At 62.5% G+C, this 22,952-nt stretch carries 21 protein-coding genes; 4 read left to right on the plus strand and 17 right to left on the minus strand.

Annotated elements, in window-relative coordinates:
- Window positions 1–50 precede the first annotated feature (50 nt).
- Both argF and ASD12_RS16925 read right to left on the minus strand, forming a co-directional pair.
- Window positions 51–962, minus strand: a complete 912-nt coding sequence (argF, locus tag ASD12_RS16920) for an ornithine carbamoyltransferase (RefSeq protein WP_056588317.1) — start codon at window positions 960–962, stop codon at window positions 51–53.
- A 17-nt stretch (window positions 963–979) separates the two neighbouring features.
- Window positions 980–2,179 (minus strand): aspartate aminotransferase family protein, encoded by a 1,200-nt coding sequence (locus ASD12_RS16925; RefSeq protein ID WP_056588320.1) that lies wholly within the window; start codon window positions 2,177–2,179, stop codon window positions 980–982.
- Window positions 2,180–2,536: 357 nt separating this feature from the next.
- Between ASD12_RS16925 and ASD12_RS16930 the strand changes: the two genes are divergently transcribed.
- Window positions 2,537–3,055 (plus strand): GcrA family cell cycle regulator, encoded by a 519-nt coding sequence (locus ASD12_RS16930; RefSeq protein WP_056588322.1) that lies wholly within the window; start codon window positions 2,537–2,539, stop codon window positions 3,053–3,055.
- Between the two features lie 95 nt (window positions 3,056–3,150).
- On the opposite strand, the gene ASD12_RS16935 is transcribed toward ASD12_RS16930, so the two are convergent.
- The 3 genes from ASD12_RS16935 to ASD12_RS16945 all read right to left on the minus strand — a co-directional run bounded on the left by ASD12_RS16935 (window position 3,151) and on the right by ASD12_RS16945 (window position 6,358).
- Entirely contained in the window at window positions 3,151–4,161 is a 1,011-nt protein-coding gene (locus ASD12_RS16935) for a magnesium and cobalt transport protein CorA (protein ID WP_056588325.1), read from the minus strand.
- Between the two features lie 92 nt (window positions 4,162–4,253).
- Complete coding sequence (phoU, locus tag ASD12_RS16940; RefSeq protein ID WP_056588329.1) at window positions 4,254–4,979, minus strand: phosphate signaling complex protein PhoU; 726 nt, start codon at window positions 4,977–4,979, stop codon at window positions 4,254–4,256.
- A gap of 113 nt (window positions 4,980–5,092) precedes the next feature.
- Entirely contained in the window at window positions 5,093–6,358 is a 1,266-nt protein-coding gene (locus tag ASD12_RS16945; protein ID WP_056588331.1) for an ATP-binding protein, read from the minus strand.
- 222 nt (window positions 6,359–6,580) lie between these two features.
- Here ASD12_RS16945 and ppk2 point away from each other — a divergent pair, with 222 nt between their 5' ends.
- Entirely contained in the window at window positions 6,581–7,489 is a 909-nt protein-coding gene (ppk2, locus tag ASD12_RS16950; protein ID WP_056588335.1) for a polyphosphate kinase 2, read from the plus strand.
- 54 nt (window positions 7,490–7,543) lie between these two features.
- Here ppk2 and ASD12_RS16955 read toward each other — a convergent pair whose 3' ends face one another.
- From ASD12_RS16955 to ASD12_RS16965, 3 genes are all read right to left on the minus strand, one after another.
- Window positions 7,544–8,293, minus strand: coding sequence for an enoyl-CoA hydratase-related protein (locus ASD12_RS16955; protein ID WP_082525485.1), 750 nt, complete (start codon window positions 8,291–8,293; stop codon window positions 7,544–7,546).
- A gap of 14 nt (window positions 8,294–8,307) precedes the next feature.
- Window positions 8,308–8,946, minus strand: coding sequence for an acyl-homoserine-lactone synthase (locus tag ASD12_RS16960; protein WP_056588341.1), 639 nt, complete (start codon window positions 8,944–8,946; stop codon window positions 8,308–8,310).
- 97 nt (window positions 8,947–9,043) lie between these two features.
- Window positions 9,044–9,775, minus strand: a complete 732-nt coding sequence (locus tag ASD12_RS16965; RefSeq protein WP_056588344.1) for a LuxR family transcriptional regulator — start codon at window positions 9,773–9,775, stop codon at window positions 9,044–9,046.
- A 270-nt stretch (window positions 9,776–10,045) separates the two neighbouring features.
- On the opposite strand from ASD12_RS16965, the gene ASD12_RS16970 reads away from it, so the two are divergent.
- Entirely contained in the window at window positions 10,046–10,894 is an 849-nt protein-coding gene (locus tag ASD12_RS16970) for a transporter substrate-binding domain-containing protein (RefSeq protein ID WP_056588347.1), read from the plus strand.
- A gap of 13 nt (window positions 10,895–10,907) precedes the next feature.
- Here ASD12_RS16970 and ASD12_RS16975 read toward each other — a convergent pair whose 3' ends face one another.
- Window positions 10,908–11,315 (minus strand): tellurite resistance TerB family protein, encoded by a 408-nt coding sequence (locus ASD12_RS16975; protein WP_082525486.1) that lies wholly within the window; start codon window positions 11,313–11,315, stop codon window positions 10,908–10,910.
- Between the two features lie 168 nt (window positions 11,316–11,483).
- Between ASD12_RS16975 and ASD12_RS16980 the strand changes: the two genes are divergently transcribed.
- Complete coding sequence (locus ASD12_RS16980; protein WP_056588350.1) at window positions 11,484–13,130, plus strand: lysine--tRNA ligase; 1,647 nt, start codon at window positions 11,484–11,486, stop codon at window positions 13,128–13,130.
- On the opposite strand, the gene ASD12_RS16985 is transcribed toward ASD12_RS16980, so the two are convergent.
- The 8 genes from ASD12_RS16985 to ASD12_RS17020 form a co-directional block, all read right to left on the minus strand.
- A complete protein-coding gene (locus ASD12_RS16985; protein WP_348271722.1) occupies window positions 13,096–13,947 on the minus strand; it encodes a thermonuclease family protein in 852 nt (283 codons plus the stop codon). The genes ASD12_RS16980 and ASD12_RS16985 overlap by 35 nt on opposite strands.
- Before the next feature lie 9 nt (window positions 13,948–13,956).
- Window positions 13,957–14,625: a helix-turn-helix transcriptional regulator gene (locus tag ASD12_RS16990; protein WP_056588353.1), complete on the minus strand. Its 669-nt coding sequence runs from the start codon at window positions 14,623–14,625 to the stop codon at window positions 13,957–13,959.
- A 125-nt stretch (window positions 14,626–14,750) separates the two neighbouring features.
- Window positions 14,751–15,296, minus strand: coding sequence for a thioesterase family protein (locus ASD12_RS16995; RefSeq protein WP_056588357.1), 546 nt, complete (start codon window positions 15,294–15,296; stop codon window positions 14,751–14,753).
- 10 nt (window positions 15,297–15,306) lie between these two features.
- Window positions 15,307–17,526 carry a 3-hydroxyacyl-CoA dehydrogenase NAD-binding domain-containing protein gene (locus ASD12_RS17000; protein ID WP_056588360.1) on the minus strand — a complete coding sequence of 740 codons (2,220 nt, stop codon included), beginning with the start codon at window positions 17,524–17,526 and terminating at the stop codon, window positions 15,307–15,309.
- Window positions 17,527–17,540: 14 nt separating this feature from the next.
- Window positions 17,541–18,749: an acetyl-CoA C-acetyltransferase gene (locus ASD12_RS17005; protein ID WP_056588363.1), complete on the minus strand. Its 1,209-nt coding sequence runs from the start codon at window positions 18,747–18,749 to the stop codon at window positions 17,541–17,543.
- A gap of 86 nt (window positions 18,750–18,835) precedes the next feature.
- Window positions 18,836–20,005, minus strand: a complete 1,170-nt coding sequence (locus ASD12_RS17010) for an acyl-CoA dehydrogenase family protein (RefSeq protein ID WP_082525487.1) — start codon at window positions 20,003–20,005, stop codon at window positions 18,836–18,838.
- A gap of 121 nt (window positions 20,006–20,126) precedes the next feature.
- Window positions 20,127–21,917: an acyl-CoA dehydrogenase gene (locus ASD12_RS17015; protein ID WP_056588366.1), complete on the minus strand. Its 1,791-nt coding sequence runs from the start codon at window positions 21,915–21,917 to the stop codon at window positions 20,127–20,129.
- 273 nt (window positions 21,918–22,190) lie between these two features.
- The gene (locus ASD12_RS17020; RefSeq protein ID WP_082525488.1) at window positions 22,191–22,649 is read right to left on the minus strand and encodes a MerR family DNA-binding transcriptional regulator; all 459 of its coding nucleotides are present in this window, start codon (window positions 22,647–22,649) and stop codon (window positions 22,191–22,193) included.
- Between the last annotated feature and the right edge of the window lie 303 nt (window positions 22,650–22,952).

The following is a 22,952-nucleotide window of genomic DNA, read 5'->3' on the forward strand; positions in this document are numbered from 1 at the left end:
ATGCGGCGCAAATAGGCATCACACCTCCGCAGATCAAGCTCCCAGACACTTCATGCGCCAAGACACCAGGCGAGCACGGCCTTCTGGGCATGGAGCCGGTTCTCGGCCTCGTCGAAGACCACCGAATGCGGTCCGTCGATGACCTCGTCGGTCACCTCCTCGCCGCGGTGCGCCGGCAGGCAGTGCATGAACAGCGCGTCAGGCTTGGCTCTCGCCATCAACTTGGCGTTGACCTGATAGGGCGAGAACACGTTGTGGCCGCGGGCGCGATGCTCCTGGCCCATTGACACCCAGCAATCCGTGACGATGCAGTCGGCCTGGTCGACGGCTTCCTCGGGGGAGCGGGTGAAGTGCAGCTTGCCGCCATGTGCCTGCGACCAGTCGATATGCTTCTGCGCCGGCTCACTGCCCTCGGGCACGGCGACGTTGAGGTTGAAGCGGAACCGGGCCGAGGCCTCGAGCAGCGAATGCAGCACATTGTTGCCGTCGCCGGTCCAGGCGATGGTCTTGCCGGCGACCGGACCGCGATGCTCCTCGAAGGTCATGATATCGGCCATCAGCTGGCAGGGATGGGTGTCGTCGGTCAGTCCGTTGATCACCGGCACGGTGGCGTTCTCGGTCAGTTCCAACAGCCGCTCATGCGAGGTGGTGCGGATCATGATTGCGTCGACATAGCGCGAAAGCACCTTGGCGGTGTCAGCGATGGTCTCGGAACGACCGAGTTGCATCTCGGTGCCGGTCAGCATGATGGTCTCGCCGCCAAGCTGGCGCATGCCGACGTCGAAAGACACGCGCGTGCGCGTCGACGGCTTGTCGAAGATCATTGCCAGCACCTTACCTTCGAGCGGCTTGGTCCGCTCGCCGGCCTTAAGACGGGCCTTTCGCACCACCGCGTCGTCCAGCATGAAGCGCAGGTCGCCTTCGGAAACGGCGGAAAGATCGGTGAAATGGCGAACTGACATCAGCAATGGTTCCGGGATTACTTCGCGGCGGCGGAGGCGATCGCCTCCGCCAGGCCCTTGGCGCCGGCGCGTATGCGCTTGAGCGCTTCGTGGATCTCGGCATCGGTGACTGTGAGCGGCGGCAGCAGGCGAATGACGTTGTCGCCAGCCGGCACCGCCAGCAGGTGCTGGTCACGCAGCGCCATGTTCACCTTGGTGTTGGGCATGGCGCATTTGAGGCCGAGCATGAGCCCCGCACCCCTGATGTCCTCGATGACCTCGGGAAACTCGTCGGCAACCGACGCAAGCCCCTGCTTCAGCAGCAGCGCCTTGCGTTGGACATCTTCGAGGAAGCCGTCTTCCAGCACGACATCGAGCACGGCGTTGCCGACAGCCATGGCCAGCGGGTTACCGCCGAATGTGGTGCCATGCACGCCCGCGGTCATGCCAACGGCCGCTTCATCCGTGGCAAGGCAGGCGCCCATCGGGAAGCCGCCACCAATGCCCTTGGCGATCGCCATGATGTCTGGCGTAACCCCTGACCATTCATGCGCGAACAGCTTGCCGGTGCGGCCGATGCCGCACTGGACCTCGTCGAAGATCAACAGCAGGCCGTGCTGCTCGCACAATTGCCTGAGCCGCTTCAGCGATTGCGTCGGCACCGGACGGATACCGCCCTCGCCCTGCACCGGCTCGATCAGGATGGCGGCCGTCTCCGGCGTAATCGCCTTTTCGGCGGCGTCGATGTCGTCGAAACCGACCTGATCGAAACCTTCGACCTTGGGGCCGAAGCCTTCAAGATATTTGTACTGGCCGCCGGCCGCGATGGTTGCCAGCGTGCGGCCATGGAAGGCGCCTTCGAAGGTGATGACGCGGAAGCGCTCGGGGTGTCCGTTGACGAACTGGTAGCGGCGCGCCGTCTTGATTGCGCATTCCAGCGCCTCGGCGCCCGAATTGGTGAAGAACACCTTGTCGGCGAAGGTGGCGTCGACCAGCCGCTCGCCGAGCCGGCTCTGCCCCGGAATCTCATAGAGATTGGAAACATGCCAGAGCTTGGCGGCCTGCTCGGTGAGTGCGGTGACCAAATGCGGATGGCTGTGGCCGAGCGAGTTTACGGCGATGCCGCCGGCAAAATCGAGATATCGCTCGCCCTTGTCGGTAATCAGCCAGGTGCCTTCCCCGCGGTCGAAGGCCAGGGGTGCGCGAGCAAAGGTCTCGTAAAGCGCCGAACCGCTCATTATATGCGTCTCCGGTACCGGAAAATCAAAAAAGCCGCCAAAGCGGCGGCCTTTGCGGCTTATCGTGTTTTTCGGCCATGAAGTCAACGAAAACGTCGCGTAGTGGCGCGCGGCAAGCCCCCTGACAGGACGCCGGCTCATAAGCGACCGGGCAAGTTGGGGAAAACCGAAAAAACCGATTCGTGTTGCACTTGGGACTCTTGTCACCGAGTCAGCGCATAGAGTAGTTGTAGTCGAGAAATAACTAGATTTCGTGCGGCGGACCTAATCACCAGATATATGTGGTGTCTGCCCCGGCAAATATTGCCGGGTCGGGAAGGGATTCCGATTGCCGCACGCTTAGAGGAGCGCGGTCTCATGAACTGGACTGACGAGCGGGTAGAACTTCTCAGGAAACTTTGGTCGGAGGGTCTGAGCGCAAGCCAGATTGCTGCACAGCTTGGAGGGGTCAGCCGCAATGCGGTCATCGGCAAGGTGCACCGGCTGAAACTGTCGGGCCGCGGACGCTCGACCGCCACGCCGGCACGCCAGAAGAAGGCGGCGCAAGGATCGACCGTTCAGAAATCGGTATCGCGCGCCGCAACGGCCACGCGCCATGTCACGACATCGATCGGCGCGACAGCCTTGCAGACGCAGTTCGACGCCGAACCGGTGGCACGCCACTACATCCGCCCGGTCGAGAATGTCGTGTTGCCGATCTCGCGGCACCTGCAACTCGTCGAGCTGACCGAGCGGACCTGCAAATGGCCGAACGGCGATCCGCTGTCCGAGGACTTCCATTTCTGCGGCAACGATGCCGCCGAAACCGGTCCCTACTGCAAATACCACGCTCGCGTGGCGTTCCAGCCGGCATCGGAGCGGCGGCGGAGTCGCTGAGCGAATAGCGAATCGAAACGGCTTGGCGTCTGTGAGGAAGCAAGCCGTTTTTGTGTTCGCTATTCGCTACCTCCCTATTTGCTATTCGCTCTCTTTCACAGCCACCCATTCTTGCGAAAGCGCCAATACAGAAACGCGCAGATCAGCGCGATCGTGGCCAGCACCATCGGGTAGCCGTATTCCATCTTCAGTTCCGGCATGTCGCTGAAGTTCATGCCGTAGATGCCGGCGAATGCCGTCGGCACCGCCAGGATGGCGGCCCATGAGGCAAGCTTCTTGGAGATCGCCGTTTCCTGACTCTGGCCGACCAGAAGGCTGGCTTCGAAAGCGAATGCCAGCACCTCGCGCAGGCTGTCGATCTTCTCCTGCACGGTGCGGATGTGATCGGTGACGTCGCGAAACAGCGGGTGCATGGCCGTATGGATCTGCGGCAGGTCGGCGCTGGTCAGCCGTCGGCAGACTTCGACCAGCGGCAGCGCTGCGTTGCGCAGGCGCAAGAGATCGCGGCGCAGCATATAGAGCCGCTCGATGTCGGGACCGGTCATCGGCTTCAGCAGAACCCTGTCCTCGATCACCTCGACTTCGTCCTCGATCTGCTCGAGCACCGGCATATAATTGTCGACGATGAAATCGAGAATGGCGTAGAGGACGAAATCCTCGCCTTTGGCCAGCGAATGCGGGCAGCTTTCCCAGTGCTGGCGAACGGCGGCATAGGAGGTGGACGGGCCATGCCTGACGCTGACGATGTAGCCGCTGCCGACAAACAAATGGGTCTCGCCAAAGGTGACCCGGCCGTCGATCAGCTGCGCGGTGCGGGCGACGATGAACAGGGCATCGCCATATTGCTCGATCTTCGGCCGCTGGTGCGGGTGCTCGGCATCCTCGATCGCCAGCTCATGCAGGTGAAACTGCGCCTGAACGCGCAGCAACAGGTTGCGGTCGGGCTCAAGCAGGCCAATCCAGACGACATGTCCGGATTTTTTTGCCCATTCGCCGGCTTCCTCGATGGGGATGTCGGCGATGCGGCGCCCGGCCGTGTAGACGCCGCAAGCGATAATGCCGGATGTCGGCGCAGACGCCGGGGTCAGGTTCCGAACATTTTCCATCACAACCTCCCGAAGCAAAATCCACGGACGAGGATAGAGGCAAAGCTCGGAAAGCTTAGCGTAATTCGGGTGACGGTTCGAGAGGCGGCTGTTCACTTCACCGGCAGCGTCTCGGAAAGACCGATCTTGTCGGTCTTGTCGCCCTTGGGTCGCTCGGCCGGCAACTGCTCGCCGGTGACGATGTAGTAGATGGTCTCGGCGATGTTGGTGGCGTGGTCGCCGATGCGCTCGATGTTCTTGGCGCAGAACAGCAGATGCGTGCACGGCGTGATGTTGCGCGGATCTTCCATCATGTAGGTCAGCAATTCGCGAAACAGCGATGTGTACATGGCGTCGATCTGGTCGTCGCGGTCGCGCACGAAGCCGATTTTCTCCACCGAGCGAGACGCGTAGACGTCGAGCACTTCCTTGAGCTGGGTCAGCGCCAGGTTGGCCAGGGCCTCAAGGCCGCGGAACAGGCTCGTCGGCTGGCGTCCGTCGGTGACGGCGACCACTCGCTTGGCAACGTTCTTGCCGAGATCGCCGACCCGTTCGAGGTCGGCGGAAATACGGATCGCGCCGACGATCTCGCGCAAGTCCGTCGCCATCGGCTGGCGCCTGGCGATGATGATGATCGCCTTGTCGTCGATTTCGCGCTGACCCTCATCCAGCACGGCATCATCGCGTATGACCTTCTGGGCGAGGCCAGGGTCGGCGTTGACGAGAGCGGCAACCGCCTGTTCAACCATGCGCTCGGCATGGCCGCCCATGGCCGCGATGCGCTTCGACAGATATTTCAGCTCCTCGTCATAGGCGCTCATAGTATGCACGGACTGCATGATAAAATGCCTTCCCACGGGTGTTTTGACTTTGAGTCGTTCCTCGAATCCCCGCTGATACGCTAGCCGGATGACAGAAAAAAGAAACGGTCAGGTGGAAAACTAGGGCGATTTCAGTGCGTCGGCAAATGAACCGAGAAGGCGGCGCCCTGACCGACCTCGGACTTGATCGAAAGCCTGGCGTTGTGGCGCGTCAGGATATGCTTGACGATCGACAGGCCAAGGCCGGTGCCCTTCTGGGTGCGGCTGGTCTCGACATCGACGCGGTAGAAGCGCTCGGTGATGCGCGGAATGTGCTCCTCGGGAATGCCGGGGCCAAAATCCCGGATGGTCACGTCGATGCCGGGTTCCGAGCCGGCATCGCTGTGCGCGATCGACACCACGACGCGCCCGCCCGACTGCCCGTATTTGCAGGCGTTTTCCAGAAGATTCTCGAACACCTGGAAAAGCTCGTCGCGATCGCCCGGCACATCAAGCGGCCCATCGGCATAGTCCCGCTCGATGACAACGCTGTTTTCCCTGGCGAGCGGTCCAAGCGAATCGATGACGCTGTCGACGGTCTCGCGCAGATCGACCTCGGTTCCCGGCTTCAGATAAGGCTTCATCTCGAGCCGCGACAGCGACAACAAATCATCGATCAGACGCGCCATACGACCGGTCTGGCTCTGCATGATCTGCAGGAACTGATCGCGCGCCGCCGGGTCGTTGCGGGCCGGCCCGCGCAGCGTTTCGATAAAGCCGGCGATGGATGCGAGCGGCGTGCGCAGTTCGTGGCTGGCATTGGCGATGAAGTCGGCGCGCATGCGGTCGATCCTGCGCGCTTCGCTCTGGTCCTTGAACACCAGCACATAGAGATCGGTGGCGTGGCCGACCGAGGAGGCGCTCACCCGGTAAGCCCGTTCGACCGGCAGCTTTTCCGTATAGTCGATGACATCGGAAGCGACGTCGCCCGACAGCACGCCGTCCAGCAGAGCCTGCATTTCCGGCGCCCGGAACTTCAACGACAGCGACATGCCCGGCGCGATCCCGCCGAAGGCGGCGAAAGCGGCGGCATTGGCATGCACGATGATGGCGGTCCGGTCGAAGATGATCAGCGGATCGGCGACGGCGGCCGCAAGATATTCACCGGAGAGCCGCTGCAAGCCGATGGCCTCTATGGCGGCGCCGCTCTCGGCGGATTGGCGCGCGCCGGCCACCGGCAGCATTGCCGCGGCAAACAGCAAGAGCAGCGCCGCGAGGACGACATAGGCTGAAATCGCGGCCAGGGCATAAACAACGACGACCGCGACTATGCCGGCCGCAAGCAGCCAGTGGCTGTTCCACAGCCGTGTGGCTATGGTTTGCGCGATGCCTCTCTGCTCTGCGTCCAGGTCAGTCATTCGCTCGCTGGTCCGCACCCCATGCCTTCGCACCCGGCCGCACGGTGACGGAAACTTCCGCTGGACCGGTTGCCGCATGCCCCCGAAAATCGGGAATCGATTTTCGCAAAGGATCATGCGCAAATCAAAAGTGCTACAGCGTCCTTTGCGCGTCCAAACGGACGCGCGGGCTGTAGTGGCTCCCAATAGCATGAGTCCGGAAGCTGGAAAGGGTTCGTCTTGATGAAAAAAGCTAAGGAAAGTTCTGCCGCGCCGACTTCGGGGCCGCTGAAGATCAGGATCGATGGCAAGGAGCGGGAGTTCGACATCGAAAACCCCGTGCTTCCCGACTGGGTCGAGGACAACAAGTTGACCGCCGGCGGCTATCCCTACGACAAGAAGATGAGAAGCAACGAGTATGACGAGACGCTCGAAAAATTGCAGATCGAGCTGGTCAAGGCGCAGGCCTGGCTGCAGTCGACCGGCAAACGGGTGATGGCGCTGTTCGAGGGCCGCGACGCTGCCGGCAAGGGCGGCACGATCTTCGTGGTGCGCCAGTACCTCAACCCGCGCACGGCGCGCAACGTGGCGCTGACCAAGCCGACCCCGACCGAGCAGGGGCAATGGTACTACCAGCGCTATGCCGACCATTTCCCGACATCCGGAGAATTCGTCACCTTCGATCGATCCTGGTACAACCGCGCCGGCGTCGAGCCGGTGATGGGTTTCTGCACGCCCCAACAGCACGAGCAGTTTCTTGAGGAGACGCCGCATTTCGAACGGATGATCTCCAACGAGGGCATCCACTTCTTCAAATTCTGGCTGAACATCGGCCGGGAAACGCAGCTCGAGCGCTTTCACGACCGCCGCTACAGCCCGCTGAAGAGCTGGAAGTTCTCGCCGATCGACGTTGCCGGCATTACCAAGTGGGACGATTACACCGAGGTGCGCGACACCATGTTCGAGCGCACTCACAAGGAGTTCGCGCCGTGGATCATCGTGCGGGCCAATGACAAGCGACGCGCGCGGCTGGCGGTCATGCAGCGCATCCTGTTGTCGCTGCCCTATGACGGGCGCGATCTCGACGTGATCGGCAAGGAGGACAAGAAGATCATCGGCGAAGGGCCGTCATTCCTCGGCAAGCAGGATTGACGCTTCCGCGCCGCGCGGCCAAGGGCCGCGCGGCGATGCTTTTCCTCGCGACTTCTAAGCCGCCAGCCGGGCTATGCGCTGCAATCGCCGCAGCGTGGTGTCGTCCTGCAGCGCCTGCTGGAAAAGAGAAATCTCCTGGTCGATGCGATCACAGAGCGCCTGGGTGTTCCCCTTGAGCAGGCCGCGCGTCTGCAGCAAGGCGGCGACCGGCTTCTTGGCAAGCTGTCTCGCCCGGCCGAGCGCCGCTTCCTCGACACTGCCGCCCGGCACGATCTCGGCGACGAGGCCGAGCGCCCTGGCGTCCTCGGCACGAAGCGTGTCGCCGAGGCAGAAGAAGCGGAAAGCACCGGCATAGCCGAGCTTCTGCGGTGCCAGGATGCTGGTCGCCGCATCCGGCACCAGGCCGAAATCGACGAACGGCACCCGGAAGGTGCTTTCATCGGACGCGATCACCATGTCGCAATGGAACAGGATGGTGCAGCCGACGCCGACGGCGTCGCCGTCGACGCAGGCAAGGATGGGCTTGGGAAATGTCGCCAGCGTGCGGAACAGGTCGGTGACGGCGGCGATCAGTTTCTGGTGCTTGGTGGCGTCGAGGAATTCGGAGAAGTCGCCGCCCAGGCAGAAACAGCCTGCCAGGCCGCGCAGCACGACGACGCGCACCTCCTCATTGTCGGCGGCTTCATGGAAGGTCTTCGCCAGGCTTTCATAGGCTCTCCTGTCCAGCACCGGCCGGCCGTCATTCGACGACACGGTGACGACCAGCGTGTGATTGCGGAGTTCGGGTTGCGGGTGTGTGCTCATGACCGTCTCCGACCTCATGACGCTCGCCTTTGGCCAAGCATGTCGGGATATCCCCTGGCCAGCACGGGAGCAAAATGATTGCGGCGCGACCGCACCACGTCGAGGGTGTGTTCGTTGAAGGTGAGCAGGGTTGCGACCACCTGCTGGTTGCCGTAGGTGCGCTGATAGCCCAGCGGGGTCGCCAGGAAGTGCAGTTGCAAGGCGCGCAGCACCCACATTGGCTCGAACTCTATGATCACCTTGTCGACGCCGCGTTTCAGCCCCCACTCGACGAATCCCGCGATCAGTTCGGTGCCGACGGTAGAGACGCCACGACGCCCATCACGAAAACCGGGAGCCACCGCATAGCGGGTCAATTCCCAGATGTTTGGGCCCGATGGCGGCGTTCCTTCGGAAAGGTCGGTCAAGACCTCGGTCAGCAGATGAGGCCGCGTGGTCGGCAACATCCTTTGATAGCCCGCGACTTCGTCCCCTCTGATGACGATCTGATGGATGGCCTCGTCATGATCGAACTGGTCGCGTTCGAGCCCGTCGGACCGCCTGAGATCCTCCCATCCCATCTCCTCGACGAATATCCTGTAGCGCAGCCGATGGACGGCCTCCCAAAGGTCGGGACGTTCCATCAATTCCTGGGTTGTAAGGGAAAAAAGCATTCCGCCGTCTCCTGTGTTCAGAGGAAGATACGGCCGTGCTTTGATGAGAAAATTGCGTGATCGCGCAGGCAAGGATTTCTAGGTCGGCACGGCCGACCTAACTAATGTAGCCGCGCCGTATCGCTTCCGCGACGGCTTGCACCCGGTTGACGGCACCGAGTTTGCTTTTGGCGTTAAGAAGATGTTTCTCCGAGGTGTGTTCGGAGATGCCGAGGATTTGCGAAATCTCCCATTCGGACTTGCCCACGGCGGCCCATTGCAGGCATTCGCGTTCGCGCGGCGTCAGCACGATATGATCGATGATCTTGCTCGCCATGGTGTGGAGTTGCATGGCGCGGCCAACCGCATAGGTCGACACCAACGACACCTGGCCGAACTCGGCAGCGGACAATTCCACGGCCTCGCCGCCCAGCGACACCATGACGATCTGGCCGTCGAGCGTGATCAACGGGAAGGCCAGCCCATCACGCAGTTTGAAGGCGCCAGCATCGCCCATCACTTCGCCGCTGCTCTTGTCTATGCGGATGCTCTGCGATGCCTCGCGCCACTGGAAGGGCGCCTGCAGCTGTTTCATGTGGCTGACGACCGGGTCATGATCGACATAGTTGCGCGCGACATAGCGCTCCAGCCACTCGCCAGGCCAATCGCAGAGAAGCACATGCTGCTTTTGCTGGCCGGCCGGCGTGCCTGGCTGCGGTACGGTTCCCGCCATCAATGCGGTGAGACCGAAATCCGACGTTATGCCCAACAGCTGTTCGCAGACCGCCGCCGCCGTTGCGGCGTGCTGCAGTTGGTCTATGAATTCCAGCGTGCGATCGAACTGACTCATCGCAACATCAACCCCATGTTGCCTCATGCATTGCGGTCAATGATGCGTGCCCGATTTACACTTCGCCACCGACCATGGATTGCAAACCGCATTCATATTCTATCTTGATTCTGTGGCTCCGACCTTGATCCCCTCACCAAGGCGGCCAAAGCTGATTTGCAAACCGGCTGAATCATATCCTGAAATCGGCGTGTTGAAATCAAAAACCATTGTGCCTGTACCATTTTCGTACCAAAACCGGTGCGAGCACGACTGTGGCGGAGTTTTATCTTGGCGTTCCGGTGGAGGTCCTTCGCCCTTGCGATGCTGATCGGGTTGCTGTCGGTCGCCGATGGCGCGCGCGCCGCGGCGCCTCAGGTTCCGGTTCTGTGGGATGCCAAGGAGCGGCTGCCCAAGCCAGACCTTTCGGCGCTGCCCCGGCTGAGATTCCTGACCGCGACAGATTTCCCACCCTTCAATTTCCTCGACGGCTCGGGAAAGCTGTCCGGCTTCCACATCGATCTGGCACGCGCCATCTGCGCCGAGCTTGGCATCGTCGAAAAATGCCAGATCCAGGCCTTGCCCTGGAGCGAGCTGGAAGGCGCATTGCAGAAAGGCGAGGGCGAGGCGATCATCGCCGGCATCGCCGCAACGCCGGAATCGCGCGCGACCTATGCCTTCTCGCGCTCCTATCTGCAGTTTCCGGCACGCTTTATCATGCCGAAGAGCAAGGCCCTGACCGAACCCGTCTTTGACAAATTGCACGGCAAGCGTGTCGGCGTCATATTGGGCTCAGCGCATGAGCGCATGCTGCGCGACTATTTCAACACCGTGCAGGTCGTCACTTTCGACAGACCGGAAGACCTTTACAACGATCTCAAGGCCGGCAAGGTCGACGCGGCCTTCGGCGACGGCATGCGCCTGGCCTTCTGGCTGGGCGGCTCGGATGCGGCGGGCTGCTGCCGCTTTGCCGGCGGGCCCTATCTGGCGCCCGAATATCTGGGCACTGGCATGGCCATCGCCACCAAAGCGGACAATCCGGCGCTGGCCGCCGCGTTCGACTACGCGCTGCAGGAGATTTCGATGAAAGGCACGTTCGCCGAATTCTATCTGCGCTATTTCCCGGTCAGTTTTTTCTAGGGGCTGCTGATATTCAGGTGAGCGTGCGCAGCCGCGCCTTGGCCGCGCGGCCGATGGCAGCGACCGTCAGCGTGTCGAGATCAAGCTGACGCCGAATTAGCTGCAGCACCCGCACTTCTTCCATGCGCATTTCGAGATCGACGGCGGCAACCTCGAAGGCTGCGGCATAGGCGGTGTCGCGCAACCGCTCGGGCAAGGCCTCGGCGACCTCAGCCAGCACGCCTTCCAGTCCGTCCTTTTCGTGCAGGCGCTTCTGGCAGGCCTGGGCGACGCCGACCAGTCTGTCATGGTTGAAGTCCTCGAACACCGGCCAGGAGCGGACGACCTCGCCGATCCGCGCCAGTTCGACGTCGGTCATGTCGCGATCGGAGGCCGAGGTGATGACCATCAGGTAGATCAGCGCTTCATGCGGTGTCGGCAATTTTTTCTCCTTGAACCGAACCTCGAAGGTAGGAACGCTAAATCCGCGCCGCAAGGAAAAAGCGCCGCATGCGTTGACGCTCCGGCGATGCACGCCTAGAGACCGGTTGAAAACCTCTGCTCCGGCCCGCCTTCGAATGGGCCGGCGAATGATTTGGAAAACAGTGACATGGCGGGATCAAACATCATCGATCTCAATCCCGAGCTGCTGGCGGCCGCGGCCGAGAGCAAGGCATGGCCGTTCGAGGAAGCCAAAAAGATCATCGAGCGCTACAAAGGCACCGACTTTCCGCAAACAGTCCTGTTCGAGACCGGCTACGGACCGTCCGGCCTGCCGCATATCGGCACGTTCGGCGAGGTGGCGCGCACGTCGATGGTGCGCCATGCCTTCCGCGTCCTGACGCAGGACAAGGTTGCCACCAAGCTGCTGTGCTTTTCCGACGACATGGACGGCATGCGCAAGATACCCGACAGCGTGCCGGATCGCGCCGCACTCGAGCCGCATTTGCACAAGCCGCTGTCGTCGGTCCCCGATCCGTTCGGCGACGACTATGCCAGCTTCGCCGATCACAACAACGCGATGCTGTGCCGGTTCCTCGACACGTTCGGCTTCGACTACGAGTTCGCCAGCGCGACGCAATACTACAAGTCGGGCCGTTTCGACGCGATGCTGCTGCGCGCCGCCGCACGCTATGACCAGATCATGGCGGTGATGCTGCCTACGCTCGGCCCCGAGCGGCAGGCGACCTATAGCCCGTTCCTGCCGATTTCGCCGAAGAGCGGCCGCGTGCTTTACGTGCCGATGAAGCACGTCGACGCCAAGGCCGGCACCATCACCTTCGACGACGAGGGAACCGAGACCACGCTTTCGATCACCAGCGGCCGCGTGAAGCTGCAGTGGAAGCCGGATTTCGGCATGCGCTGGGCAGCCCTTGGCGTCGATTTCGAAATGTTCGGCAAGGATCATCAGACCAATGCGGTGGTCTACGACCGCATCTGCAACATTCTGGGCGGACGGGCGCCGGAGCATTTCGTCTACGAACTGTTCCTCGACGAGAACGGCCAGAAGATCTCGAAGTCGAAGGGCAACGGGCTGACCATCGACGAGTGGCTGACCTATGCGCCGACCGAAAGCCTCGGGCTCTACATGTACCAGCGGCCGCGGCAGGCCAAGAAGCTGTATTTCGACGTCATCCCGCGGGCTGTGGACGAATACTATACCTTCCTCGCCGCCTATCCCCGGCAGGATTGGAAGGAGCGGCTAGGCAATCCGGTCTGGCATATGCATGACGGCAACCCGCCCGCCATCGACATGCCGGTGCCGTTCTCGCTGCTGCTCAATCTGGTCAGCGCTTCCAACGCGCAGAACAAGGATGTGCTGTGGGGCTTCATCTCACGCCACACGCAAGGCGTGACGCCAAGGACGCATCCCGAGCTCGACCAGCTGGTCGGCCATGCGATCCGCTATTTCGACGATTTCGTGAAGCCGACGAAAACCTTCCGCCCGGCCGACGAGGTCGAGCGCGAGGCGCTGCAAGCCCTCGACACGGCGCTTGGCGCGCTGCCGGCGGACGCCAATGGCGAAGCGATCCAAAACGCTTCGCTCAACGTCGCGCGCAGGATCGAACGCTACCAGGATCATTCCAAGCAGAGCCCGGAAGGCGGCCCCGGCGTCTCGGGTGCCTTCTTCCAGATGATCTATCAGGTGCTGATCGGCCAGGAGCGCGGCCCGCGCTTCGGATCGTTCGCCGCGCTCTATGGCATTGCCGAGACGCGGGCGCTCATTGAGCGGGCGCTGGCTGGTCAGCTGGTTTGACCACCCCGCCGGACTCTTCCAGAATCGAACTCGGCGCCTGAGGCGCCGGGCTTGGTGCGGCCAGCATCGCCGGCATGCCGGACAGATCAGGCGCCGACCCGAAAATGCCCTTCTTCGCCGTACGTGCCTTGTCGCCGGCCTCGACATAGGGCCCGCCCTTGGCGGCGCGCGCCCAGCCGTTGTCGACCAGCCATTGGCCGACATCCTGATTGCCGATCCGGCATTCGGCGGCGATCAGGTCGCGGCCGCCCTCGGGCGGCACGGTGCAGACCACCGCGCGGCCGCGCAGGAAGGCGCGGAACGCCGTCCGCGCCCGGACACCGCATGGCCAGGTTTTGCCGTCCTCGCTGCAGGTCTCGTCCTGCCTGACGATGTCGATGCCGGAAACCGCGACCGAGTAGCCCTTCGCTTCGATCAGGCCGGCGGCCGGCGCAACCGGCTGGAACAGCTTTGTGCCGTTCCAGTCGTCAGGCATTTTCGGCTTGGGCGGCACGGCCAGCGCAAGCCTGCTCAACGGCTCGCGCGGCTCGACCCGTTCAAGCCCCTCGGCGGACAGTTCCGGTGGCGCGACGATTTCGGGATCGATCGCCCTCGAATGCAGCGCCGGCTTTGGCGGCTGTGGAGCTGCTATGGCCGATGTCGCCGGCTCTGCGGGCACCGTCTCGGCGCCTTCCTGCGCGATCGTATCGGCGCCCGGATCGAGCTGATCCACCGTGACGACGCTGTCGCTTCCTTTCAGCGTGCGACCGCCAGCGACGACCATGGCCGCCATCACCGGGACCATCAGGACCGCCAGCGCATGATGAAGGAGCCGCACCGACCGGACCTACTGGCTTGCCCAGACAATCCGCGCCACCCATTCGACGTCGCGCATGGGAATGTCGCGGTCGGGATGATCGGGATTGAGCGAGACCAGTGCAATCGACTTGACGGTCTGGCGCTCAAGCACCTTGGCCATCACCTCGCCGGCGGTGGTCTTGACGACGACGCGATCGCCCTTGCGGGTGATGGCGCCCGGTTCGACAATGAGGACGTCGCCATTGCGGTAGAGCGGCAGCATGGAATCGCCCTGCACCTGCAGCGCATAGGAACTCTCGGTCGATTGCGCCGGCAGTTCGACCAGATCCCAGCCCTGCCCGGCCGGAAAGCCGGCATCGTCGAAGAAGCCGCCGGCGCCGGCCTGGGCAAAGCCGAGCAACGGCACGGAGCGTCTGCGGGCGACCGAAGCGGTATGGCCGGTCGAAGCACCATTGCCGGTCCCGGGCCGGCCTTCGATCAGACCGGTGAACTCGTCGAGTGAAGCGCCTGTCGCCTCGATGATCTTGGCAAGCGATTCGGTCGAGGGCCAGCGCGGCCGGCCATCCGACGACGAACGCTTAGACTTGTTGAAGGCGGTGGAATCGAGCCCCGCGCGCTTGGCCAGACCCGATGCCGAAAGCGAATAGCGCTCGGCAAGAGCATCGATGGCGGCCCAGACACGGTCATGCGAGAGCACGTCTTGCTCTCCTTCAAAGCAGGAAAAAATACCTTTCCCTTCTAGTCTTGGAATGCCGTTTTGTCCACCGTCCGTACCACAACCCCGCGCGTAGGTTGTGGCCCCACAAATTCCGATTCCCGGGATCAATCGACACCCTTGGCCAAGCTGCGCAGACCCTGGTGCGACGTCATGAAAATCCGTTCTGCTTGGGTCAGAGGTCGCGGGTTTGCCGCTCGGCCAAGTGCGGCGACGACCTCGTCAATGTCGAGAAACCGCCGAGCCCCACGGTCGTAGACGCCGGCCGTCGTCATGATCAAGGCGGCTGTCTCGCCATTGTCGAGGACGAAACGATGCTTGCCGATAACCTGGGTGCCTTCCCAGGTCTCGATCGAAGACACCACTTCGAAGCGACGCCACAGCCTGATCTCGCGCGCATAGACCGTCTGCAGCCCGCCCATCATCGGCGCCCAGCCATTTGTCCTCGCCAGCCTGATGAGGCCCGCACGCATAAACAAGTCGATGCGGCCGAGATCGGCCAGCATCATGTAGCGCGCATTGTTGAGATGGATGTTGAAATCGATGTCGGTCGGCAGGCAGCGAAAGGCCAGGCGGCTTTCGCCACCCATCATATAGGGGCCACGGCGGCGTGCCGTGGCCATCATGCGCGCCATCCGAGCCCAGACATACATTGGGTCGGCGTCAGGCTGCCTGCTTCACGTCGCCTTTCGCATAGGGATCGAAACGCTGGTAGAAGCTCTCGCCCTTCTCCGCCATGTCGTGCAGCAGCTTGGGCGCCTTGAACTCGGCGCCGTATTTCTTCTGCAGGTTCTTGGCGATCTTGACGAACGCCTTGGCGCCGATGCCGTCGATGTAGGACAGCGCGCCGCCGGTGTAGGGGGCAAAACCGAAGGCGAGGATCGAACCGACATCGGCCTCGCGCGGGTCGGAGACGATGCCCTCTTCCATCACCCGGGCCGCCTCCAGCGCGATGGAGACCAGCAGCCGCTGCTGCAGTTCCTCATAATCGACCTTCTCGGGCACAAGCTGCGGATAGAGGTCCTTGAGGCCCGGCCACAGCTTCTTCTTGGCGGGCTTGGCCGGATAATCGTAAAAACCCTTGCCGTTCTTGCGGCCGGAGCGGCCGTGATCGTCGACCATGGTGTTGATCAGCGCCATCTGCTTCGGATCGACCGCCTTGTCGCCCAAATCCCTGATGGTCTGCTTCATGATCTTCTGGGCAAGATCGATGGCCGTCTCGTCGGTCAGCGCCAGGGGGCCGACCGGCATGCCGGCGGCTTTCGCCGCATTCTCGATCATCGGTGCCGGGACACCTTCGATCAGCATCTTGTAGGCTTCCGACATGTAGCGCAGCACGCAGCGGTTGACGTAGAAGCCGCGCGTGTCGTTGACGACGATCGGCGTCTTCTTGATGGCACGGACGAAATCGATTGCCGTGGCCAGCGCCTTGTCGCCGGTCTTCTTACCCAAGATGATCTCGACCAGCATCATCTTGTCGACAGGCGAGAAGAAATGGATGCCGATGAAGTTCTTCGGCCGCGCCGAATTCTTGGCCAGCGACGAGATCGGAATGGTGGAGGTGTTCGACGCGAAGATCGCCGATGGCTTCAACACGGCTTCCGCCTGTTCGGTCGCACTCTTCTTGACCGCCGAATCCTCGAACACCGCCTCGACCACCAGATCGCAGCCGGCAAGGTCGGCATAGTCGGCCGTCGGCGTGATCAGCGACAGCAATTTGTCCTTGTCCTCCGGCTTGGCGCGGCCCTTCTTCACCTGATCCGAGATCAGGCTGTCGGAATGCGCCTTGCCCTTGGTCGCCGACTCCAGATCGCGGTCGAGCAGCACCACCGGAATGCCGGCCTTGGCGGTGACGTAGGCGATGCCGGCGCCCATGAAGCCGGCGCCAAGAATGCCGATCTTCTTGAACTTGGTTTCAGGCACGCCTGCCGGGCGGCGGGCGCCCTTGTTCAGTTCCTGCAGCGAGACGAACAGCGAGCGGATCATCGCCGCCGCTTCCTTGGTCTGCATGATCTCGGTGAAATAGCGCTGCTCGATGCGCAAGGCGGTGTCGAACGGCACCAGCAACCCTTCATAGACGCATTTGAGGATCGCGGCGGCGGCCGGATAGTTGCCATAGGTCTCGCGACGCAGGATGGCGATAGCCGGCGGCCACAGATTGAAGCCGGCGGGCGAATAGATCGGGCCGCCAGGCAGCTTGAAACCCTTCTCGTCCCATGGCGCCACTGGCTTCAGGCCGTTCCTGATCATCGCCTTGGCGGTGTCGACCAGCCTGGCCGGCTCGGCAATCTCATGGATCAGGCCCATCGACTTGACCTTCTGGGGCGACAGCGTCTGGCCGGAGGTCAGCATCTGCAGCGCCTGCTGCTGATCGGTCAGCCGCGGCACGCGCTGGGTGCCGCCGGCGCCCGGGAAGATGCCTATCTTCACCTCGGGAAGCGCCATCTTCACCTTGTCGCTGTCGGCGGCGACACGACCGTGGCAGGCGAGCGACAATTCGAAGGCACCGCCCATGCAGGTGCCATTTATCGCCGACACCCACGGCTTTCCGCAAGTCTCCAGCTTGCGGAACAGGCCGGTCATGATGCCGGCATTGTCGAACAGCACCTTCGTGGCTTTTTCGGCGTCCTTGCCCTTGTCAGTGGCGAAGGTCGTCAGCATCTTCTGCAGCAGGGTGATGTCGGCACCGCCGGAGAAGGTGTCCTTGCCGGAAGTGATCACCGCGCCCTTGATGGCGGCGTCACCAGCCACCTTGTCGAGGATAGCGTTCAATTCCCGCATCGCTTCCTCGGTGAAGACGTTCATCGAGCGGCCAGGCATGTCCCAGGTGACCAGCGCAATGCCGTCGGCGTCGATATCGAGGGTGAAATTGGTGTAGCTCATCGTTTTTCTCCCCGTCAGACGCGTTCGATGATGGTTGCGGTGCCCATGCCGGCGCCGATGCACAGCGTCACCAAAGCGGTATTGAGATCGCGGCGCTCGAGCTCGTCCAGCACCGTGCCCAGGATCATCGCGCCGGTGGCGCCGAGCGGATGGCCCATGGCGATGGCGCCGCCATTGACGTTGATCTTGTCATGCGGAATGTCGAACGCCTGCATGTAGCGCAGCACCACCGAGGCGAAGGCTTCGTTGAGCTCGAACAGGTCGATGTCCGAGAGTTTCATCTTGGCGCGCTTCAACAGCTTCTCGGTGACGTCGACGGGGCCGGTTAGCATCAGCACCGGCTCGGAGCCGATGTTGGCGAAGGTACGGATGCGGGCGCGCGGCTTCAGGCCCATCGCCTTGCCTGCCTTCTTCGAACCGAGCAGCACGGCGGCGGCGCCGTCGACGATGCCGGACGAATTGCCGGCATGGTGGACATGGTTGACCTCCTCCACCTCGGGATGCTTCTGCACCGCAACCGCATCGAAGCCGCCCATTTCGCCGGGCATGACGAAGGACGGGTTGAGCGAGGCCAGCGACTGCATGTCGGTCGACGGGCGCATGTGCTCGTCATGGTCGAGGATGGTCAGGCCGTTCTGGTCCTTGATCGGGATGACGGACTTCTTGAAGCGGCCATCGGCCCAGGATTTTGCGGCACGCTTCTGGCTTTCGACCGCATAGGCGTCGACGTCGTCGCGGGAAAAGCCGTATTTGGTGGCGATCAGGTCGGCCGAGATGCCTTGCGGCACAAACCAGCCAGGCAGGCCGACCGAAGGATCCATGAACCAGGCGCCGCCGGAAGCACCCATGCCGACGCGCGACATCGATTCGACGCCGCCGGCGATGACGATCTCATCGGCGCCTTGCGCGATCTTGGCGGCGCCGAAATTGATGGCGTCCAGCCCGGAAGCGCAGAAGCGCGAGATCTGCATGCCGGGCGCCCTGGTGTCGTAGCCGGCCTCGAAGGCAGCAGCGCGCGGAATGACCGAACCCGCCTCGCCGACAGGATCGACGCAGCCGAAGATGATGTCGTCGACATTGCCGGTATCCAGCCCATTGCGGTCGCGCAACGCTTCGAGCGTCTTGGCGGCAAGCCGCACCGCCGGCACCTCGTGCAGCGACCCGTCCTTCCTGCCCTTGCCGCGCGGCGTGCGCACGGCGTCATAGACATAAGCTTCAGCCATCGTTTTGCTCCTTGGGTTTATCGAACGGCTTTGGACTGATGCCTGTCGATTTCTCAAAACCGGGGACCGCTTTTGAGCGACATGCATTAGAGCGAGCGTCCGATCAGCAATTTCATGATCTCGTTGGTGCCGCCGTAGATGCGCTGGACGCGGGCGTCGCGGAACATGCGGGCGATCGGATATTCATTCATGTAGCCATAGCCCCCATGCAATTGAAGGCATTCGTCGACGACTTTCCCCTGCAGGTCGCTGAGCCAGCACTTGGCCATCGACGCGGTCACCGGATCGAGGCCGCCGGCGATGTGGCGGGTGACGCAATCATTGTAGAAGACCCGGCCGATTGTGGCCTCGGTCTTGAGTTCGGCCAGCTTGAACTGGGTGTTCTGGAAATCGATGATCGCCTTGCCGAACGCCTTGCGCTCCTTGACGTAATCAATGGTCAGCGCCAGCGCCCGCTCGATCATGGCGATGGCGCCAGTGCCGATCTGCAGCCGCTCCTGCGGCAATTGCTGCATCAACTGGACGAAGCCCTGCCCCTCCTCATGACCAAGCAGGTTGGAGGTCGGCACGCGCATGTCGTTGAAGAACAGCTCCGACGTGTCGTTGGCCTTGAGCCCGATCTTGTCGAGGTTACGGCCGCGCTGAAAACCTTCGACCTCGTCGGTCTCGACGACGATCAGCGAGGTGCCCTTGGCGCCCTTCTCCGGATCGGTCTTGGTGACGACGATGATGAAATTCGCCAACTGACCGTTGGTGATGAAGGTCTTGGAGCCGTTGATCTTGTACTGGTTGCCATCCTTCTGCGCCCGCGTCTTGACGCCCTGCAGGTCGGAGCCGGCGCCGGGCTCGGTCATGGCGATGGCGCCGATCAACTCACCGGTCGCCAGCTTCGGCAGCCATTTCTTCTTCTGCTCTTCGGAGCCGTAGTGAAGGATGTAAGGGGCGACGATCGAATTGTGCAGGCCGATGCCGAAACCATCGACGCCGACATGGCCGATGGCCTCGATGATGGCACTCTCATGCGCGAAGGTGCCGCCCGAGCCGCCATATTCTTCCGGCATCGAGGCGCAGAGCAGGCCGGCGGAACCTGCCTTCAGCCAGCTCTCGCGGTCGACCATCTCGTTCTTCTCGAACTCGTCGTAGCGCGGCGCGATCTCCTCCGACATGAAGCGATGCGCCATGTCGTAGAGCATGCCGACCTCGTCCGCCGCCCAGGCAGGCTTGGGGAGGTTCAGGATTTCGGCGGGGCTGGTCATGTTTGTATGGTACTCCTCCCGAGGCACGTGCGTAGAATTGAGGTTGGCGCACTTCACGCATGACCCCACCCGGCCCTTCGGGCCACCCTCCCCTCAAGAGGGAGGGAGACGCCGGTCGAACTTAGAACGCTTCCGCCGGCAGTGCCATCAATGTATCGGCGCCGCTCGAAATGCGGGCGAGATGCGCTGATGTCTCCGGCATGATCCGCTCCATGAAGAAGCGCCCCGTCACAACCTTGTTGTCGTAGAAGGACTGAGTACCATTGGCGCCCGTCTTGCCAAGTGCCGCCTTGGCCATCTGCGCCCACATGTAGCCCAGTGCGACAAGGCCGAAGAGATGCATATAGTCGGTCGAGGCGGCGCCCGCATTGTCGGGCTTGGCCATGCCGTTCTGCACCAGCCACATGGTCGCCGCCTGCAGATCGTTGAGACCCTTCTTCAAGGCCTTGGTGAACGGCGCCATCTTCTCGTCGGCGCGGTTCTCCTCGCAGAATTCGCCGACCTCCTTGAAGAAGGCCTGTACGGCGCGGCCGCCATTCAGGCCGAGCTTGCGGCCGACGAGGTCGAGCGCCTGGATGCCATTGGCGCCTTCATAGATCATGGCGATGCGGGCATCACGCACGAACTGGCTCATGCCATGCTCTTCGATATAGCCGTGACCGCCGAACACCTGCTGGGCCATGACGGCGTGGTCGAAGCCCTTGTCGGTGAGCACGCCCTTGACCACCGGCGTCATCAGACCGGTGTAGTCGTCGGCGGCCTGGCGGTCCTTGTCGTCACCGGAGCGGTGGGCGATGTCGGACTTGATCGCCGTCCACAGCGCCAGCGCACGGCCGGCCTCGTTGAAGGATTTCATGGTCATCAGGCTGCGGCGGATATCGGGATGGACGATGATCGGGTCGGCCTTCTTGTCCGGCGCCTTCGGCCCCGACAATGAGCGGCCCTGCAAGCGGTCCTTGGCGTAGGCGACGGCGTTCTGATAGGCGATCTCCGACAGCGACAACCCCTGCAGGCCGACGCCGAGGCGCGCCTCGTTCATCATCGTGAACATTGCCTTGAGGCCGCCATTGGCCTCGCCGAGCAGTGTGCCTTGGGCCTCATCATAGTTCATGACGCAGGTCGAATTGCCATGGATGCCCATCTTCTCCTCGATCGAGCCGCAGGAGACGGTGTTCCTGGCGCCCGGATTGCCCGATGCGTCGAGCATGAGCTTCGGTACGATGAACAGCGAGATGCCCTTGACGCCTTCCGGCGCGCCCTCGATGCGGGCCAGCACCAGATGGACGATGTTGTCCGACATGTCGTGTTCGCCGGCCGAGATGAAGATCTTCTGGCCTGAAATCTTGTAAGTGCCATCGCCGTTCGGCACCGCCTTGGTGCGCAGCAGGCCGAGATCGGTGCCGCAATGCGGCTCGGTCAGGTTCATGGTGCCGGTCCAGGCGCCTTCGATCATCCTGGGCAGCCACCTTGCCTTCTGCTCGTCGGTGCCGTGGGTGATGATCGCGGCGATCGCGCCTTGCGTCAGGCCCGGATACATCATCAGCGACATGTTGGCCGAGACCATATATTCGGCGACGGCGGTGTGCACGGCATAGGGCAGGCCCTGGCCGCCGAACTCGACCGGCGCGGCCAATCCCATCCAGCCGCCCTCGCGATACTGGTCGAAGGCCTCCTTGAAGCCTTTCGGCGTGGTCACCGAGCCATCGTCATGACGCACGCAGCCTTCAATGTCGCCGACACGGTTCAGCGGGTGCATGACGTTTTCGGCGAGCTTGGCGCCTTCGGCGAGGATCGCCTCGAGCACATCGGGCGTGGCGTCGGAAAATCCGGGAAGGTTCGAATAGCGCTGATAACCCAGCACCTCGTTGAGCACGAACAGCGTATCCTGGACCGGAGCCCTGTATGTCGGCATGCTTTTTCTCCACCCTGCAAACCCGGTCCGAATGCCCCGAAGACAAGCCAGTGGCGGCATGCGAACCCATGATGGGAGCGGAATAGCAAAAATTGACGTTTGCGTAAACGTCAATTTATTCGATGCGACTAGATTTCCCGCCCATTGCGGCAATGGGCGTAGCGGCGCGACGTCGCGCAAGCCAGTGCCGAAAGCCTATATGGGTGGGCCAAGACAACGAAAAGCCGCGCGGCAGGGCCACGCGGCTTTGATCGTCAGGCAATTGGCAGATGATTAGTTAGCTGCGCTCGCCTGCGGCGCCGTGCGCTCGGCCAGCATCTGGCGCACCGCCGACATCGAGCCGCTCAGCTCGCTGATTGCGTCGTCGATCAGCGCCCGTTGCTTCTGCAGGCGGGCAAGCTGCTTTTCCGACTTGTCCAGCGCGAGCTTGAGCTGCTTGGTGTTTGAACCGGTCGGATCGTAGAGATCCATCATCTGCTTGACGTCGCGCAGCGAGAACCCGACCTTGCGGCCAAGCAGGATCAGCGTCAGCCGGGCCTTGTCGCGGCGCGTGTAGAGACGGGTCGAACCTTCACGCTGCGGGTTGAGCAGGCCCTTGTCTTCGTAGAAACGCAGCGTGCGCAGCGTCACTCCGTATTTCTTCGCCATCTCGCCGATGCGGACAAGGTCCTCGCCGGCTTCGACAGACATATTGGTATTGGCCGCGGTCTCGCCGGCCGAGATAAGCTTCATGGTCACTGGCTTTCCCCGTCTGGTGGCGTCGCGGTCCTGGACCGTGCGTCGCCTGACTGGAAGCGGGGGCTTGCTTCCCGTCGTGGTTTCAACAAACAAATCGCAAACAGCACGCTCAATGCGCCTTTTACGTTTACGTCAATTCTATACCGATAGCCGCCTCATGACGCAAGGGCGTTCTGCGGGCTGAGCTTTATGCCGCACCGTCAAGCCGGCAGCCAACATCCTTTCAACTTCTTAAGTTTGGTTAACGCGTTGTTTACCACGTTGGGCGAAATGTGGGCGCGTCGGCTACCCGTGTTT

It is taken from the genome of Mesorhizobium sp. Root102 (assembly GCF_001425625.1).
GTDB lineage: Bacteria > Pseudomonadota > Alphaproteobacteria > Rhizobiales > Rhizobiaceae > Mesorhizobium.